Origin of the sequence: Paenibacillus helianthi (assembly GCF_001909055.1) — a bacterium.
Lineage (GTDB): Bacteria > Bacillota > Bacilli > Paenibacillales > Paenibacillaceae > Paenibacillus_AQ > Paenibacillus_AQ helianthi.
In genome coordinates this window covers 157,811-170,238 of sequence record NZ_LVWI01000037.1, presented here as the reverse complement: position 1 = coordinate 170,238, position 12,428 = coordinate 157,811, and the positions used below count along the sequence as shown (strand labels likewise).

The window sequence follows — 12,428 nt, the reverse complement described above, 5'->3', positions numbered from 1 at the left end:
TTCTGCGATCTTATTCACTCAAAAGTATAAACGTTTATACTTTATAGCTACATACTAACCCCTTTTATTGGTAGTGTCAACCACCTTAATGTCAAATAACCTGACTCGAAAAAAATTTCATATGTATGATTATTAATCTTCTTTTGAAATTACATCACTTTTATAGTTAAAGCAGAAAAAAAGAGTACAGACGATCCCCGCCTGCACTCTTTTTATATTTATTACTTTTAGTTCTCCACATTGTCTAAACCGGCTTCCACTCCTGGCTTTCACCGCGGTATTTACGGTAACCGGCATATAGAAGCGATGATAAAATAAACATAGCCACGAGCATTCCCCAAATTCCATATTCCTTCGATGCTAACGGTAGCGACAAAGCAGGTTCATCCCTTTCTTTGCCGAACAGTACTCTGGCAGCATCCTGCCCGTAAGAGATAATCTCCAGTAGCCGTGCGCGGCCCACAGGCTGTGAGGCAGAAGGAATTCCGGCGGCGTAGGACAGCCATGAATCAAACGCATTGACCGTTTCCGGGGGCCGGGAAATGATGATCGCAGGACGGATGTTATCGTACCTGCTCTGCAGACGTTCTAGTGCAGCTTGCCAGCTTTTGAGATCATTCGCTGCGGCACTCCGCTCCATATCGTTAAGATCCTCGCGGATCAGCTTATAATATTGCAGCCACATCGGCTGACGCGGATGGTTTAGACTGTTGGCAGCAAGCCGGAGCTTTGCTGCGGCAGCTTCCCATTTCTCCGGATCAACCTGCGCTGCGGCAAGTGCCGCCTTTAAGTCAATAATAACATCTGACAACGCATTGATCCCTTCCACAGAAGTCAGGCCCTCAAAAGATGACGATACAAAAATCTGTGAAACCTTCCCGCTTTCCTGTCTAGCCTTCACCACGTCGCCTTCCAGCACATAACCATATAAAGCCTCGGCCGCTTCATCCAGCCGCTGGGCAGCATTCTTAGCAGTGAGCGCCGGCGCATAACTTCCTGCAGCATCTCCTGATTGAACAGAAAGACTGCCGTCCCTCCCCTGCATTGCTGCTTCCGCATTAACGGTCCCAGCATTCATGCCGGCCAGCAGCCAGCACAACATCAATCCAGTCAGCACCCTATATGTCCTGCACGGCATGAGACATCCCTCCTACCCCTAAATGTATGGCAGGAGGACAAGAGTTAGAACATCTTTCAGCCCCTGACCGGAGGCCTGTCCAGCCGTTTAGACTTCCTGGATCTGCCTCCGAATATCCAGGCTGCAGCAGTACTAAGAAAGGTTAAAGCGATAGTGTAATATTGTACTCCGATTACGTTATCTTCGAGCACATTCGGCAGCCACGGGAACACACCTTCCGAATAATCCACCATATCGTTGGCAAAAGCCCATAGCAGTGCCAGCGGCAGCATTCTGCGGAAGGAGAAGAACCGGGCGTAGATCAGTGCCTCAACCGCCATGCCGGTATGCGAAACGACCAGCATCCAATCCTTCAGGCTTATTGTATCTCCCTGAACCCCTCCGGCAAAGATGATACTGACAGCCCATATGCCATATTTGACCGAGGTAACAACAGCCAGAGCTTCTATTAGCTCACGGACGAGCATTCCTTTGATCCCTTTGGGTGGAAAAAGCAGCAACAGCAAAGCGAGTGTAAAGAACAAGCTTGCCGTCGGACTGTCCGGAACGAACGGAAGCAGCCACGAAGGATAATTTTCTGCCGTGAATTCCAATTGATTACCATACCATATGTATCCATAAATGGTTCCGAGGAAATTCACAATGAAGAGCAGCCACATGACTCCCCGGTGTTTAAATAATTTCTCAAACCAGTGAACCGGCATATACAATCTTAACCTCCCGAATGTGGCAGCTTGGTATGAATGCATACAAAAACCCGACCGCAGGCTCGATCAGGTTTGTGCGTTATCATTATTTTACTGTTCGCTTTTTTGTTTGGCAAGCCAGCCCGCCAGACTATCGATATCCTGCTCGCTAAGACCTGCTGACATCGCAGTATCATACATTGGAGGCATCTGCCCCTGGCCATTCTTAATAATGGCGAGGATGGCTTCCTTATCATGGGTGTCTCCCACGCCTCTCAGTGACGGCGGCCCTCCGCCCCCCTTCATATCAACCGCATGACAGGAGATACAGGTAGCCTGCTTGTATAATGCCATCGCTGGATCGTCCTTGTCGACGATAGCAATTTCTTTCGTCTGGACAGCGCTGGTGGTCGGTAACCCCTTCGCCCTGTTCTCAGCCGCTTTTTCCTCACGCTGTACATCCTCGGGAATCTGGCCGGTTTCAGCCATTTCATGCTTGTATTCCGTCCAGGCCGTATTGGTCAGATAAATGATTGCAGCCAGGGAAAGGAACATCAGCGAGGAGGCTATAGGACGGCGGTAGAAGCGGCGTTCCCGGCCCGTATCCAGAAAAGGAGCCAGCAGCAGCGAACCAAAGGCTACCCCTGTCACACCAAGCGTTCCCAGAACGATATAATCGCCAGAAGCATAGGGCAGCTTCAAATACTGGTACAGAAACAGGAAATACCAGTCGGGAATCGGAATGACTGTAGCACTGGCATTTGCCGGAAACCCTAATGGAGCCGGTTCAGAAATCGTCAGGACAAGTATGCCTACTAGCACCACTACGCCTACCATCCATTCCTTAAGCAGAAAGTTAGGGATAAAGGCTTCCGATTTGCCGGGGTAAGCCGTGTAATCCGGTGGTGTGATGAAGCCATTGCCTCTCCGTACCCGGGAATCTCCCACATAAACAATCTTTTCTTTGGAGTTGTCTCCGTGAGCCATTGCATTTCCTCCTTTAGCTGTGGTCAGGGCTCAGAGCGGACCAGAAATACCCTGTCTGCGGATCATAATAAAGTGTCCGACGAGCAGAATAAGCAGGACCGCCGGGAGGAAGAATACATGGAGGGCAAAAAAACGGGTCAGCGTTTCCGCTCCAACGATGGTTCCGCCCTGCATCAGCTCCTTCAGCACCGGCCCCATGACCGGTACGGAATTGGCAATCTCCAGTGTAACCTTGGTAGCGAAATAAGCTTTATTGTCCCAAGGCAGCAGATAGCCGGTAAGACCGAGGCCCAGCATCACGAAAAAAATCAGCATCCCCACTACCCAGTTCATCTCACGCGGCGCTTTGTAGGAACCGGTAAAGAATACCCGCATCGTGTGCAGGAACATCATAACAATAACGAGGCTCGCCCCCCAGTGGTGCATACCGCGCACAATTTGACCAAAAGCTACTTTGGTCTGCAAATATTCCACACTGGCATAAGCATTGATAATATCGGGCACGTAATACATGGTGAGAAACATACCTGATAAAATTTGAATAACCGTAATGAAAAAAGTGAGTCCTCCAAAGCAATACACAAAGGCAGAGAAATGATGGGCCGGATTGACGTGTTCAGGAACCTCGTGGTCGGCAACATCTCGCCAGATCGGCGTAATATCCAGACGTTCATCAATCCAGTTGTAGACATTCTTAAACATCAGATCTACGCCTCCTTTTTAACCTCGGTATTGGGAACGATCTCGCCCAGATAGACCCAATCCCCATCTATTTTGGTTTTGTACTGGTCAAGGGGCTTGGGCGCAACGGCAAGGTTTTTGCCCAGCTTCGTATATCTCGCTCCATGGCAGGGGCAATGATATTCATCCGGATAGGCCTTGTCATTATTCCAGCCCACCGTGCAGCCGAGATGCTTGCAGACGGGTGAAAGCGCATAAATATCTCCGTTTTCGTCTTTTCGGATCCACGCTGTCAGTGTAGCTGTGCTGGCGTACCATCCATCCTGCTGTGCGAGTTCGAAGGTAAACTCCTGAGGAACATCGGTGATCTTGGCTGCTTCCGCAACTTTAATGAATTCACCCGCACCCTTTTTATGTAATACCGGATCTACCGCGAAACGGATCATTGGCAGAATCGCACCTGCACCCATAAATGCGGTTGCCCCACCAAGCGTATACGTTAAAAACTGCCTCCGGGACATCTCTTTCCGGGTGGGAGGTCCTTGCGGGAATGATTCATGCTCCTCATTATGGCTGCTCATATGGTGTGTAACCCCCTTTTCACATTTGAGAAGGCACCTGCAGTGTAGATTAAAAGCAAATTTCTGTTAATAATACGTTTTCAATGATAATTATCACATGACATAAGTTCAATCTAATCATAGCCCAGCTACTAAAACCCGTCAAGAATATTGTCTAAATTGTGACGATGACATTTTATCGTTTTCGCATGAATTGTTGATTTTTCGTCACATTTACCCCAGTTTTATTTAAGCCACAATGCTGCGATTTCGTCTCTGACATAGCTTCCAAATGCTTTACTCTGAGACACACTAATGTCAGGCGGAGAAAGAACTAAATCGCTTTCATAAATTTCAGAGGTAGTCAGTGGAATATCTGCACTGAGCACAACCACATACTGGAAGCTACTGGATTTGACTTTCCGGCAAATCTCGTTTACATAAGCCAAACTTTCAGCTCCTGTATACTGTATAGCCGGGTAAGTGACAACACGCCCCTGAAACGGTTTTTCAGCAAGGTCCAGAAAGTCCCGCAGTCTCTCGAGAGCTTCAGCCACTTCAGGCGGGCTCTCCGTGCCCCTAAGTCCTGTAAACGGGATTATACAGGTATCAAAAAACCTGCGGTTTTCCGACCAGCTATCCACAGTAAAGTCACTGAATTTCATTACAGCTCACCCCTTTTCTAAGGTTTACACTTTTTGCTATAAATATCATAGTAACTAGTAGAAACGGCTTACCGTACTATAAGGAACGGTATCCGTTTCAGTGAGAAATAGAAGGATGATTAATAGCGTAAGCCATATAAACCCTTATATTCCAAAAAAAGAAATGCGCCAGGCGCATTTCCCGTAATTTTTTCATGCCAAACTTTTCAGTTCCTCCGTTAGATTGCGGAACGCCGTCTTATCTCCGGCAGCCAGCGCCGTGTCGATCTCCCGGTACAAGATGTCGGTACGACGCTTTCGCAGTGCTTCATCCCACACCATTTCTGCCGCAAGTCCTAGCATCACTTCATAGGTAGCCTTCATTTTGTCCATTCGATACACCTCCGCTGTTTAGATCCTTCCATATTCTTTTGCTTTTAGTACATAACTCTCGCTTGTGCGGACCATCCGCTGCAGATCCTGTTCCGTTAATTCACGGACCACTTTGGCAGGTGAACCTAATGACAGAGTATAGGGTGGTATGATTTTGTTTTCGGTTACAATTGATCCGGCTCCTATTAAAGCATATTCACCAATCTCTGCACCGTTCAATACAATTGCACCCATTCCAATTAATGTGCCTCTGCCTATCCTGCATCCATGGATAATCGCAGAGTGACCCACCGATATGTCATCACCCAGCACCAGCGGCAGCCCATCAGCCACATGCCCCACAGTCCCGTCCTGGATATTGCAGCGATCCCCAATGATTACCGGGGCCAAATCCCCGCGTAATACCGCGTTGAACCAGACACTCGACTGACGCCCTATCCTAACGTCACCGACAAGCTTCGCACCTTCCGCCACATATACAGATTCGTCAAGCTGCGGTATGTAATTCCCATAAGCAATCCGCATTCTACTCCCCCTAGTGCGCGTTCAACACTAACTCAAAATTCGAACCGCCCGCTTCTGCTAAAAAAGCCTATGTCACTTCCCCAAGTCTACAGTTGCACTCGGACTATCTACTGCAGCTGCTTAGGCACAGCCGCCTCCATCCCCCATGGGGTCATCATCACAGCCGGACCCTCAGGTGTCTCACCCAGCCGAAGCATCCCCAAATGAAGCAGCATCCGAAGGATACGCTGTTCCAGAATTGAAGCGGCATCATCATAATAAAAGGGTTTGACTAACCAGCCGAGACCTTCAACAAGTGAAGCCACAGTGACCCATTTCCCTGCACTTACACTTATCCAGTATATGAGGGAGGGCAGATTTGGTATAGCGCCTTTATACAGTTTTAACCAAAAGGCGTATATCTGCATCAGCTTTTCAGATTTCTCCTGCTCCAGTAGTGTTTCCCCCGCCAATGTAAGCCTCAGCCGAAAGCCTTCCTCGGAAGTATAGCGGCGGTGGCGGGCGTAATCAACCATAAGCGCAAGTCTAGGAGGATAATGCTCACAGGCTCTTCCATAGCCGAATTTCCAGCCGCCTTTACCCAAGAGAGGCTCGGGAATCTGGATAGCGTTCATCACACCCTGCTGGTATCTCTTGTGCATCGCACCCTCTTGGTTTAGCTCCGGCTCGTTCTCCCTGACATAACGCATAAAGAGCAGCAGATCTTCTGCCAGCATCTCTCCTTCGCTCCGGTAGATTGCAGGCTCGCTTATTGGTGAAATTTGTTCCCTGATATATTCACCCATACGTTCGCGGAAACGCAACTTCAGATCCTGTGGAACCCGGAACAAATACCTGCTTTGCTGGGAAGCACCTCTGAAGAGCCAACCGGCATTTTTGAACCTGGCCACCATCTCGCGGTATCCTCCGTTTTTGCCAGGGTCCGTATCGAAGGACGCCTGCCTTGCAGCTGCGAGCAAATCCTCAAGACTGAACTGGCTGCGTTCGTCGAACAGCAGGGTATTCAGAAACCGCAGTTCCTCTGGAGCACACTCCCGAATGTGGGACTCCATGAATTGGCGGCTTCCCAGTGTGATCAATATACTCTGAATCAAATCATGTTTGGAATTTCGTTTGCAATCACATTGGTAGCGTCCCGCAATGGCGGTAAGCTGACCAATGTCCGCAAAGTTAAGCATATCCGCCAGATTCATCATTTATCGCCTCACCGTTTTACTACCATTATGGGAAATACAGCCCTTTTTATTCCTGATTGCACAAAAAAAATAACCCGAAGGGTCGGGTTAATGCTGGTTTTGAAGAATATGACGGGTACAATTGTATAGCAGCGGATTCCATTCCATCTCTTTCTTCTCCAGAATGGTTAGCGATAGATTCCCCAGACGCTCAGAATATTTGTCTTTGTACAAGGCAATGTAGAGCTGCGCTAAAAAACCTCCATGCGAGATGACAAGGATATTTTTCTCCGGATAACGCTCAGCAATCTCCTCCATAAAAGCAAGGGCTCGCGCCTGGAGCTGATCATCCGTTTCTTGTCCAAGAGACAACTGGTTCCAATCCTTGCCCCATTTCTCTTCACGCTGTACAGCAGTCATCCCCTCAACCTGGCCATAGGCACGTTCACGGATGCGATCATCCGGTTCCAGCATTGGAATTCCCAGCTTGGCTGCCACAATTCTTCCAGTCTCTGCTGCACGGGAAAGACTGCTGGTGATACAGAAATCCCAACGGTACGTTTCCTGCAGAAGCCGGTCTCCCAGCATCTCAGCCTGGCCCCGGCCTTCGTCGTTAAGCGGAATGTCGCTTTGTCCTTGTATTCTGCCTTCCGCATTCCAATCGGTCAGCCCGTGGCGTATTAAGCCGATCAGCATCACCTATCACCCTGCCCTTCCATTTATGTTTGCTTAATAATGTAACACGAATGAAAACAAATGTCTTCTTTTTGAAGTAGGATGATGTATAGCTAAAATCAAATAAATCCTTGAATATAAAAAAAGCCCCCTTTACCCTGGAGTAAAGTGAGCTTTTTATTGTCTGCGGTAACGATTCAAACGATACAGTAAAAAAATCGACAGGCCTATACCCAGCATGGAGAGCACCATCCAATATTGCGGGTGCGTTGGCCCCATGCTTACCACTAGCGGTTCAATGATGCCTCCGCCCGATTCAGAGGCAGGATATGAGGAGGACCAATCCAAGGACAAACCAGCTACGCCGGTCTCCACAATCCCGCTCTGTGCCTCTGAAGTATTGGCGGGTATTCTGAACATTGTAAAATACAGAAAACTGGATATAAAAACAGCCAAGAAACAGGCAATCCAAAGACTTAGCCTACGGCGGAAAACGGCAGAATTCCCGGCAGATTTACCATCTCCCGGCAACAGCCAGGGACTTTCCAGATAAATCCGCTCCATCACCCGAAGATTCACAGCCTCCGCACGTTCTTCGCTGACTTCAATCTGTGTTTCTAGCATAAGCTGGCTGCTCTCCTGCCACAACGCCCATTCAGCGGAACAGTAGGAACAATTCGCAATATGCCTTTCAAGCTTGAACCGCCTGGGATCCGTGGGGGGAGCGTCCCACAACAGCGGAATGGAATCCTGCGCTTCCCTGCAATTCATAGGCCTTACACCCTCTCAGCCTGCTCTTCTGGTTCAGGCTCATAAAAATAGGATTCGAGTTGAAGCTTCACACTGCTCCGGGCACGGAACAATAATGATTTCACGGAGCTGACACTCTGATCCAGAATCACAGCTATTTCCTGGTAGTCCATTTGATCATATTCCCGCAGTATCAGCGCAGACCGCTGCTTCTCCGGAAGATTATTAATCGCTTCCCGTACCAGATTCATTCGTTCTTTACGAAGGGCAGCCTGTTCCGGAGCCACTTCAATGGGGGCGACCGGGGTATATCCGCTTTCTTCGAGAGATATATTTCCGGCACGATTCTTGCGAAGCTCACTGAGCACAGTATTACGGGCAATGGTGTACAGCCACGTCGAGAATGATGCATCTACTTCACGGAAGGAATGCAAGCTCCGGAACGCCTTATAGAAGGTTTCCGAGCACAGATCCTCAGCAAGAAGCTCCATATGGGAATTCTTAAGCATATGGTAGACAAAAGCCAATATTTTACGTTGATAGCGCCGCATTAATTCTGAATATATCTCTGTATTTCCTTGCTTGATTAGCTGGATCAACTGGGAATCCGTCATGGTGAGTTCGGCCCTCCTCGCCCTTGCACGTGTAATCCCGTCCGGTCCATAATTCTTATACCGGCCGAGGTTCAAAAAGTTGCGGTAATTGCTCAAATTTTGCTCTGTATAAACGCAATACTTCCTATGTATATTCATGTACCCAAAAAATAAGGCATGTTGTAAGTGGATACAGAAACAAAAATACACATCCATTAATTTCCGGGCAGCCAAATACCGGGTCGCTTGCTGAACACTGGAAATCTATAAACATACTTAACCTAGTATATCATACAATCTGGAAGGATGACATTAATAGACTTTTAGCGTCGAATTACGTTGGAGATGCGTTGCCATCAAATTGAGGATGACCACCGATTAGCGTGTACAGTCATTGTAATTACCCGGTGTTGAAAACTGCCTCTGAAGATTATTTTATTATCTTTGAATAAAGGGTTGACAAAATGTAAACGGATACATATAATAAAAGTACAGTATGGTTTCTCTCCACTCCTATCCAAATACTACACGGTTCCAAGAAATTGTGAACTGTAACCGCTTATTATGTAAGCGGTCTTTTTTTTGTCTATTTTTAGCAGCCATTAGCATAAAAAGATAGATTTTTCTAATTTCCGCCCCGTGCCGGTTCAAATCCTGTATTTAAGACCGTCCGATTAATCCAAACAAGAGCAGCCGGTTAAGCTCTACCATTTTATCCTTGTAATTTTCAGTTTTCGCCCAGTACGATTGGATCGCCCCAAACACTGTTAATAATTCCAATATGGTTTCCATAGAAACAGAAGCATCAATAACCCCTTCCTTTTTCCCCACCCCGATGAACTCCTCTATGATTTCGACTCTGATCCGGTTTGTGTTTTCATTGTACAGACTAGACAACACCTGATCCCCAACTGCGCCCGGGGAAGTGAGTAAGTGATAATCCTGATCGGCACAAATCTCCAAAGCCTGGAGCATTTTATCTTTAAAATCTATATTTTGGCCCAGAAGTTCCTTGGCCTTGCGGACGGTATTCTGCATTAGGACATTCGCACATTCCCTGACTACCCCTTCTTTGTTGCCGAAATAGTTATATAGTGACACAGAGGATACGCCGGATTCAGCGGCAATGTCTTTTATACTGACGTCAATGAAGCCTTTTTCCTGGAAAAGCTTCAGGGCAGCTGCAACGATCGCATCTTTCTTGATTTGTGTTCTGATTTCAAATTTGTTCATACCGCTTCACTCACATCCCACGTTTTTTTAATACATTTAATAATATCATGATTCGCTTAGTTTTGAAATATCGAGAGAGATATTTCAAAACTTATTGACAAACGGTTTGGGTAAGGGCTAGAATCGAGCTGTATTAATTTTTAAATATGAATACGAATATTTAAAAACTTATATGCAGAATAGGTTACATGATACGGAGGGACTATTTTATGAGAATATTGGTGTATGGGGCCGGAGTTTTGGGAAGTTATTTAGCCCATGTGCTGGTGCGCGGAGGCAACAATGTGACCATGCTGGCCAGAGGAGGGCGGCTGGATGAATTGCAAAAGAACGGGAATGTCATCCGGCATTATTTCCAATTCCGTACCACAGCTGATAAGGTAAATGTGGTCAGTGAATTGCAGCCAGAGGATATCTACGACCTTGTTTTTGTAGTGATGAAATATCCGGATTTCCAAGCGGTACTGCCTGCTCTTGCAGCGAACCATAGCAGTCATATAGTCCTCGTAGGGAATAATGCCAGCCCCTCAGAGATGCGCGATTATCTGGAAACCCACAGTTCGGTGAAGAAACAGGTTGCCTTCGGGTTTCAGTTGAGTGCTGGCTGGAGGGAGAACGGCCGGGTGAACTGCGTACGCGCTCCAAAGGTGCAAATGACCATTGGCGGTTTAGGTGAGGAGCTTTCTTGGCGGGCGGTGATTGACCAAGCTTTTGTGAACACGAAATATAAATTAGTCTACCATAACCATATGGATGAATGGCTGAAAAGCCACTTTGTGATGATCCTGCCTCTGAATTTCATTGCCCCTTCTTATAATGGGGACTTACGCAAGGCTATAAAAGACAACATGCTGCTTCATCATGTCATAGCTGCTGTAGATGAGGGCCATCAAGTCTTGGAGAAGCTCGGATATACTGTTGCACCTGCGAGTCAAATTAAATTGGCCCGGGAACAACGGAAAATGTTCTATATCCTGCTGAAGCTTATGCTGTCCACCCCTGTCGGCAAAATTCTCCTGGGTGATAAAGCAGTGTCCGCTGACGAGATGTCTGCATTATATCAAGCCTTCAATGATTTAAAGAGCAGAGCGAACATTCCCACACCTCATTGGGATACGCTCGAAAATTATTCTCCGCTCCCGCAGAGGTAAACCCTTCCGCAACAAAAATCCCCTTCAAGCTCACTCTTCCACATACTGACATATGGGTTTGAAGGAGTGACTGCTTGAAGGGGATATTATCCAGCCTTACTGGCCTTATACGTACACGGTATAATCGTGGTGCTGCAGCAGAATCTTCGCCCGCTCCATATCATTCTCCTGGCGGAAGGACAGGCGCATAATGCCCGGAACATCCTCCCGGCTCTCGATAATCTGAACATTACTAAGGTTGATGCCCTGATCACCCAGTTCCGTAGCGATCCGTCCGATAATCCCGGGATGATCGGGAACATCGATATGCAGATCGAACAACGGAGTAATCATTCCTTTGCGCCGTTCCGGCAGTTGGCTGCGGAAACCACCTGCTTCAAGGAATGCTTCTTCAATGCCTTCCCCATCCGCATTCTCCAGCAATTGAACGAATGACGAAACCTCATCATTCCAATCCCTCAGCAGCCGAAGCATTACTGAGCGGTTGTTCAGCAGAATATCACGCCAGATGATTGGATCACTGGACGCAATTCTTGTAATATCACGGAAGCCCCCTGCCGCCAAAGTGCTGTACAGGGAATCAGTATCGTCATATGCGCGGATCTGATTCACCAGCGCAACTGCAATAATATGCGGCAAATGGCTGATGGCCCCGACAATCTCGTCATGGCGCTCGGGATTAAGCCGGACAATCTGCGCTTTGGTATGTAGTAGCAAAGCTTCAAGGGCCTGATACGCTTCCTCCGGCACTCCCGGCGGTGGTGTCAGGACATAATAGGCATTCTCGAACAACAGTGAAGATGCAGCCTCCACACCGGAGCGTTCCGACCCGGCCATTGGATGCCCGCCAATAAAATGCACCCCGGGAAGGTCCAGTGAAACCGCACAGGCGGCAATCGTGGCCTTGGTGCTGCCAACATCTGTAATGATACAACCTGGCTTCAAAGGAAGCTTACTAAGCCGTTGCAAGTAATCTTCCAGCATGCCTACAGGCACGCACAAAAAAATGAAATCAGCGTCCAGCGCCGCTTCCTCAAGAGAAAGTGTGGCTTGATCGACCACGCCTCTGCTGACGTACTTTTTTGCCGATTCAGGACGGTGGGCATGGCCCGTAACGGTCAGACCCTCCTTGCCTTTGAAGCAAAGGGCCAGTGAGCCTCCGATCAGACCGACACCGAAAATTGCTATTTTTGTCGTCATGTTCTTTGAACTACCCGCCTTCTGTAGATTCGTCTTG

General features: G+C 47.8%; 15 protein-coding genes. 1 reads left to right on the top strand and 14 read right to left on the bottom strand.

Annotation, left to right across the window (positions count from 1 at the left end):
- Positions 1-244 precede the first annotated feature (244 nt).
- The 13 genes from A3844_RS12635 to A3844_RS12575 all read right to left on the bottom strand — a co-directional run bounded on the left by A3844_RS12635 (position 245) and on the right by A3844_RS12575 (position 10,040).
- A complete protein-coding gene (locus tag A3844_RS12635) occupies positions 245-1,138 on the bottom strand; it encodes a sporulation protein YpjB (RefSeq protein WP_074087641.1) in 894 nt (297 codons plus the stop codon).
- Between the two features lie 56 nt (positions 1,139-1,194).
- Positions 1,195-1,842: a DUF1405 domain-containing protein gene (locus tag A3844_RS12630; protein ID WP_074087640.1), complete on the bottom strand. Its 648-nt coding sequence runs from the start codon at positions 1,840-1,842 to the stop codon at positions 1,195-1,197.
- Between the two features lie 93 nt (positions 1,843-1,935).
- Positions 1,936-2,811, bottom strand: a complete 876-nt coding sequence (locus A3844_RS12625; protein WP_074087639.1) for a menaquinol-cytochrome c reductase cytochrome b/c subunit — start codon at positions 2,809-2,811, stop codon at positions 1,936-1,938.
- Between the two features lie 30 nt (positions 2,812-2,841).
- Positions 2,842-3,513, bottom strand: a complete 672-nt coding sequence (gene qcrB / locus A3844_RS12620; protein ID WP_020427667.1) for a menaquinol-cytochrome c reductase cytochrome b subunit — start codon at positions 3,511-3,513, stop codon at positions 2,842-2,844.
- Between the two features lie 5 nt (positions 3,514-3,518).
- Positions 3,519-4,073, bottom strand: coding sequence for a Rieske (2Fe-2S) protein (locus tag A3844_RS12615; RefSeq protein WP_074087638.1), 555 nt, complete (start codon positions 4,071-4,073; stop codon positions 3,519-3,521).
- 224 nt (positions 4,074-4,297) lie between these two features.
- Positions 4,298-4,717: a DUF2487 family protein gene (locus A3844_RS12610; protein WP_074087637.1), complete on the bottom strand. Its 420-nt coding sequence runs from the start codon at positions 4,715-4,717 to the stop codon at positions 4,298-4,300.
- 192 nt (positions 4,718-4,909) lie between these two features.
- Complete coding sequence (locus tag A3844_RS12605) at positions 4,910-5,089, bottom strand: IDEAL domain-containing protein (RefSeq protein ID WP_020427670.1); 180 nt, start codon at positions 5,087-5,089, stop codon at positions 4,910-4,912.
- A gap of 18 nt (positions 5,090-5,107) precedes the next feature.
- Positions 5,108-5,614 (bottom strand): gamma carbonic anhydrase family protein, encoded by a 507-nt coding sequence (locus A3844_RS12600; RefSeq protein WP_074087636.1) that lies wholly within the window; start codon positions 5,612-5,614, stop codon positions 5,108-5,110.
- Between the two features lie 107 nt (positions 5,615-5,721).
- Positions 5,722-6,807 (bottom strand): hypothetical protein, encoded by a 1,086-nt coding sequence (locus A3844_RS12595; protein WP_074087808.1) that lies wholly within the window; start codon positions 6,805-6,807, stop codon positions 5,722-5,724.
- 90 nt (positions 6,808-6,897) lie between these two features.
- The gene (locus A3844_RS12590; protein ID WP_074087635.1) at positions 6,898-7,485 is read right to left on the bottom strand and encodes a histidine phosphatase family protein; all 588 of its coding nucleotides are present in this window, start codon (positions 7,483-7,485) and stop codon (positions 6,898-6,900) included.
- 156 nt (positions 7,486-7,641) lie between these two features.
- Complete coding sequence (locus tag A3844_RS12585; protein WP_143192073.1) at positions 7,642-8,088, bottom strand: hypothetical protein; 447 nt, start codon at positions 8,086-8,088, stop codon at positions 7,642-7,644.
- Positions 8,089-8,240: 152 nt separating this feature from the next.
- Positions 8,241-8,828 (bottom strand): RNA polymerase sigma factor, encoded by a 588-nt coding sequence (locus tag A3844_RS12580; protein ID WP_074087633.1) that lies wholly within the window; start codon positions 8,826-8,828, stop codon positions 8,241-8,243.
- Positions 8,829-9,467: 639 nt separating this feature from the next.
- A complete protein-coding gene (locus tag A3844_RS12575; protein ID WP_074107558.1) occupies positions 9,468-10,040 on the bottom strand; it encodes a TetR/AcrR family transcriptional regulator in 573 nt (190 codons plus the stop codon).
- A gap of 209 nt (positions 10,041-10,249) precedes the next feature.
- Here A3844_RS12575 and A3844_RS12570 point away from each other — a divergent pair, with 209 nt between their 5' ends.
- Positions 10,250-11,191 (top strand): ketopantoate reductase family protein, encoded by a 942-nt coding sequence (locus A3844_RS12570; RefSeq protein ID WP_074107557.1) that lies wholly within the window; start codon positions 10,250-10,252, stop codon positions 11,189-11,191.
- A gap of 105 nt (positions 11,192-11,296) precedes the next feature.
- Here A3844_RS12570 and A3844_RS12565 read toward each other — a convergent pair whose 3' ends face one another.
- Positions 11,297-12,391, bottom strand: coding sequence for a prephenate dehydrogenase (locus A3844_RS12565; RefSeq protein ID WP_074087630.1), 1,095 nt, complete (start codon positions 12,389-12,391; stop codon positions 11,297-11,299).
- Positions 12,392-12,428: the final 37 nt, after the last annotated feature.

What these genes read in the sequence shown, in the direction of transcription:
- A3844_RS12635 (WP_074087641.1), bottom strand. Translation starts at nt 1,138, where the DNA reads ATGCCGTGCAGGACATATAGGGTGCTGACTGGATTGATGTTGTGCTGG.
- A3844_RS12630 (WP_074087640.1), bottom strand. Translation starts at nt 1,842, where the DNA reads ATGCCGGTTCACTGGTTTGAGAAATTATTTAAACACCGGGGAGTCATG.
- A3844_RS12625 (WP_074087639.1), bottom strand. Translation starts at nt 2,811, where the DNA reads ATGGCTCACGGAGACAACTCCAAAGAAAAGATTGTTTATGTGGGAGAT.
- qcrB (WP_020427667.1), bottom strand. Translation starts at nt 3,513, where the DNA reads ATGTTTAAGAATGTCTACAACTGGATTGATGAACGTCTGGATATTACG.
- A3844_RS12615 (WP_074087638.1), bottom strand. Translation starts at nt 4,073, where the DNA reads ATGAGCAGCCATAATGAGGAGCATGAATCATTCCCGCAAGGACCTCCC.
- A3844_RS12610 (WP_074087637.1), bottom strand. Translation starts at nt 4,717, where the DNA reads ATGAAATTCAGTGACTTTACTGTGGATAGCTGGTCGGAAAACCGCAGG.
- A3844_RS12605 (WP_020427670.1), bottom strand. Translation starts at nt 5,089, where the DNA reads ATGGACAAAATGAAGGCTACCTATGAAGTGATGCTAGGACTTGCGGCA.
- A3844_RS12600 (WP_074087636.1), bottom strand. Translation starts at nt 5,614, where the DNA reads ATGCGGATTGCTTATGGGAATTACATACCGCAGCTTGACGAATCTGTA.
- A3844_RS12595 (WP_074087808.1), bottom strand. Translation starts at nt 6,807, where the DNA reads ATGAATCTGGCGGATATGCTTAACTTTGCGGACATTGGTCAGCTTACC.
- A3844_RS12590 (WP_074087635.1), bottom strand. Translation starts at nt 7,485, where the DNA reads ATGCTGATCGGCTTAATACGCCACGGGCTGACCGATTGGAATGCGGAA.
- A3844_RS12585 (WP_143192073.1), bottom strand. Translation starts at nt 8,088, where the DNA reads ATGCTAGAAACACAGATTGAAGTCAGCGAAGAACGTGCGGAGGCTGTG.
- A3844_RS12580 (WP_074087633.1), bottom strand. Translation starts at nt 8,828, where the DNA reads ATGACGGATTCCCAGTTGATCCAGCTAATCAAGCAAGGAAATACAGAG.
- A3844_RS12575 (WP_074107558.1), bottom strand. Translation starts at nt 10,040, where the DNA reads ATGAACAAATTTGAAATCAGAACACAAATCAAGAAAGATGCGATCGTT.
- A3844_RS12570 (WP_074107557.1), top strand. Translation starts at nt 10,250, where the DNA reads ATGAGAATATTGGTGTATGGGGCCGGAGTTTTGGGAAGTTATTTAGCC.
- A3844_RS12565 (WP_074087630.1), bottom strand. Translation starts at nt 12,391, where the DNA reads ATGACGACAAAAATAGCAATTTTCGGTGTCGGTCTGATCGGAGGCTCA.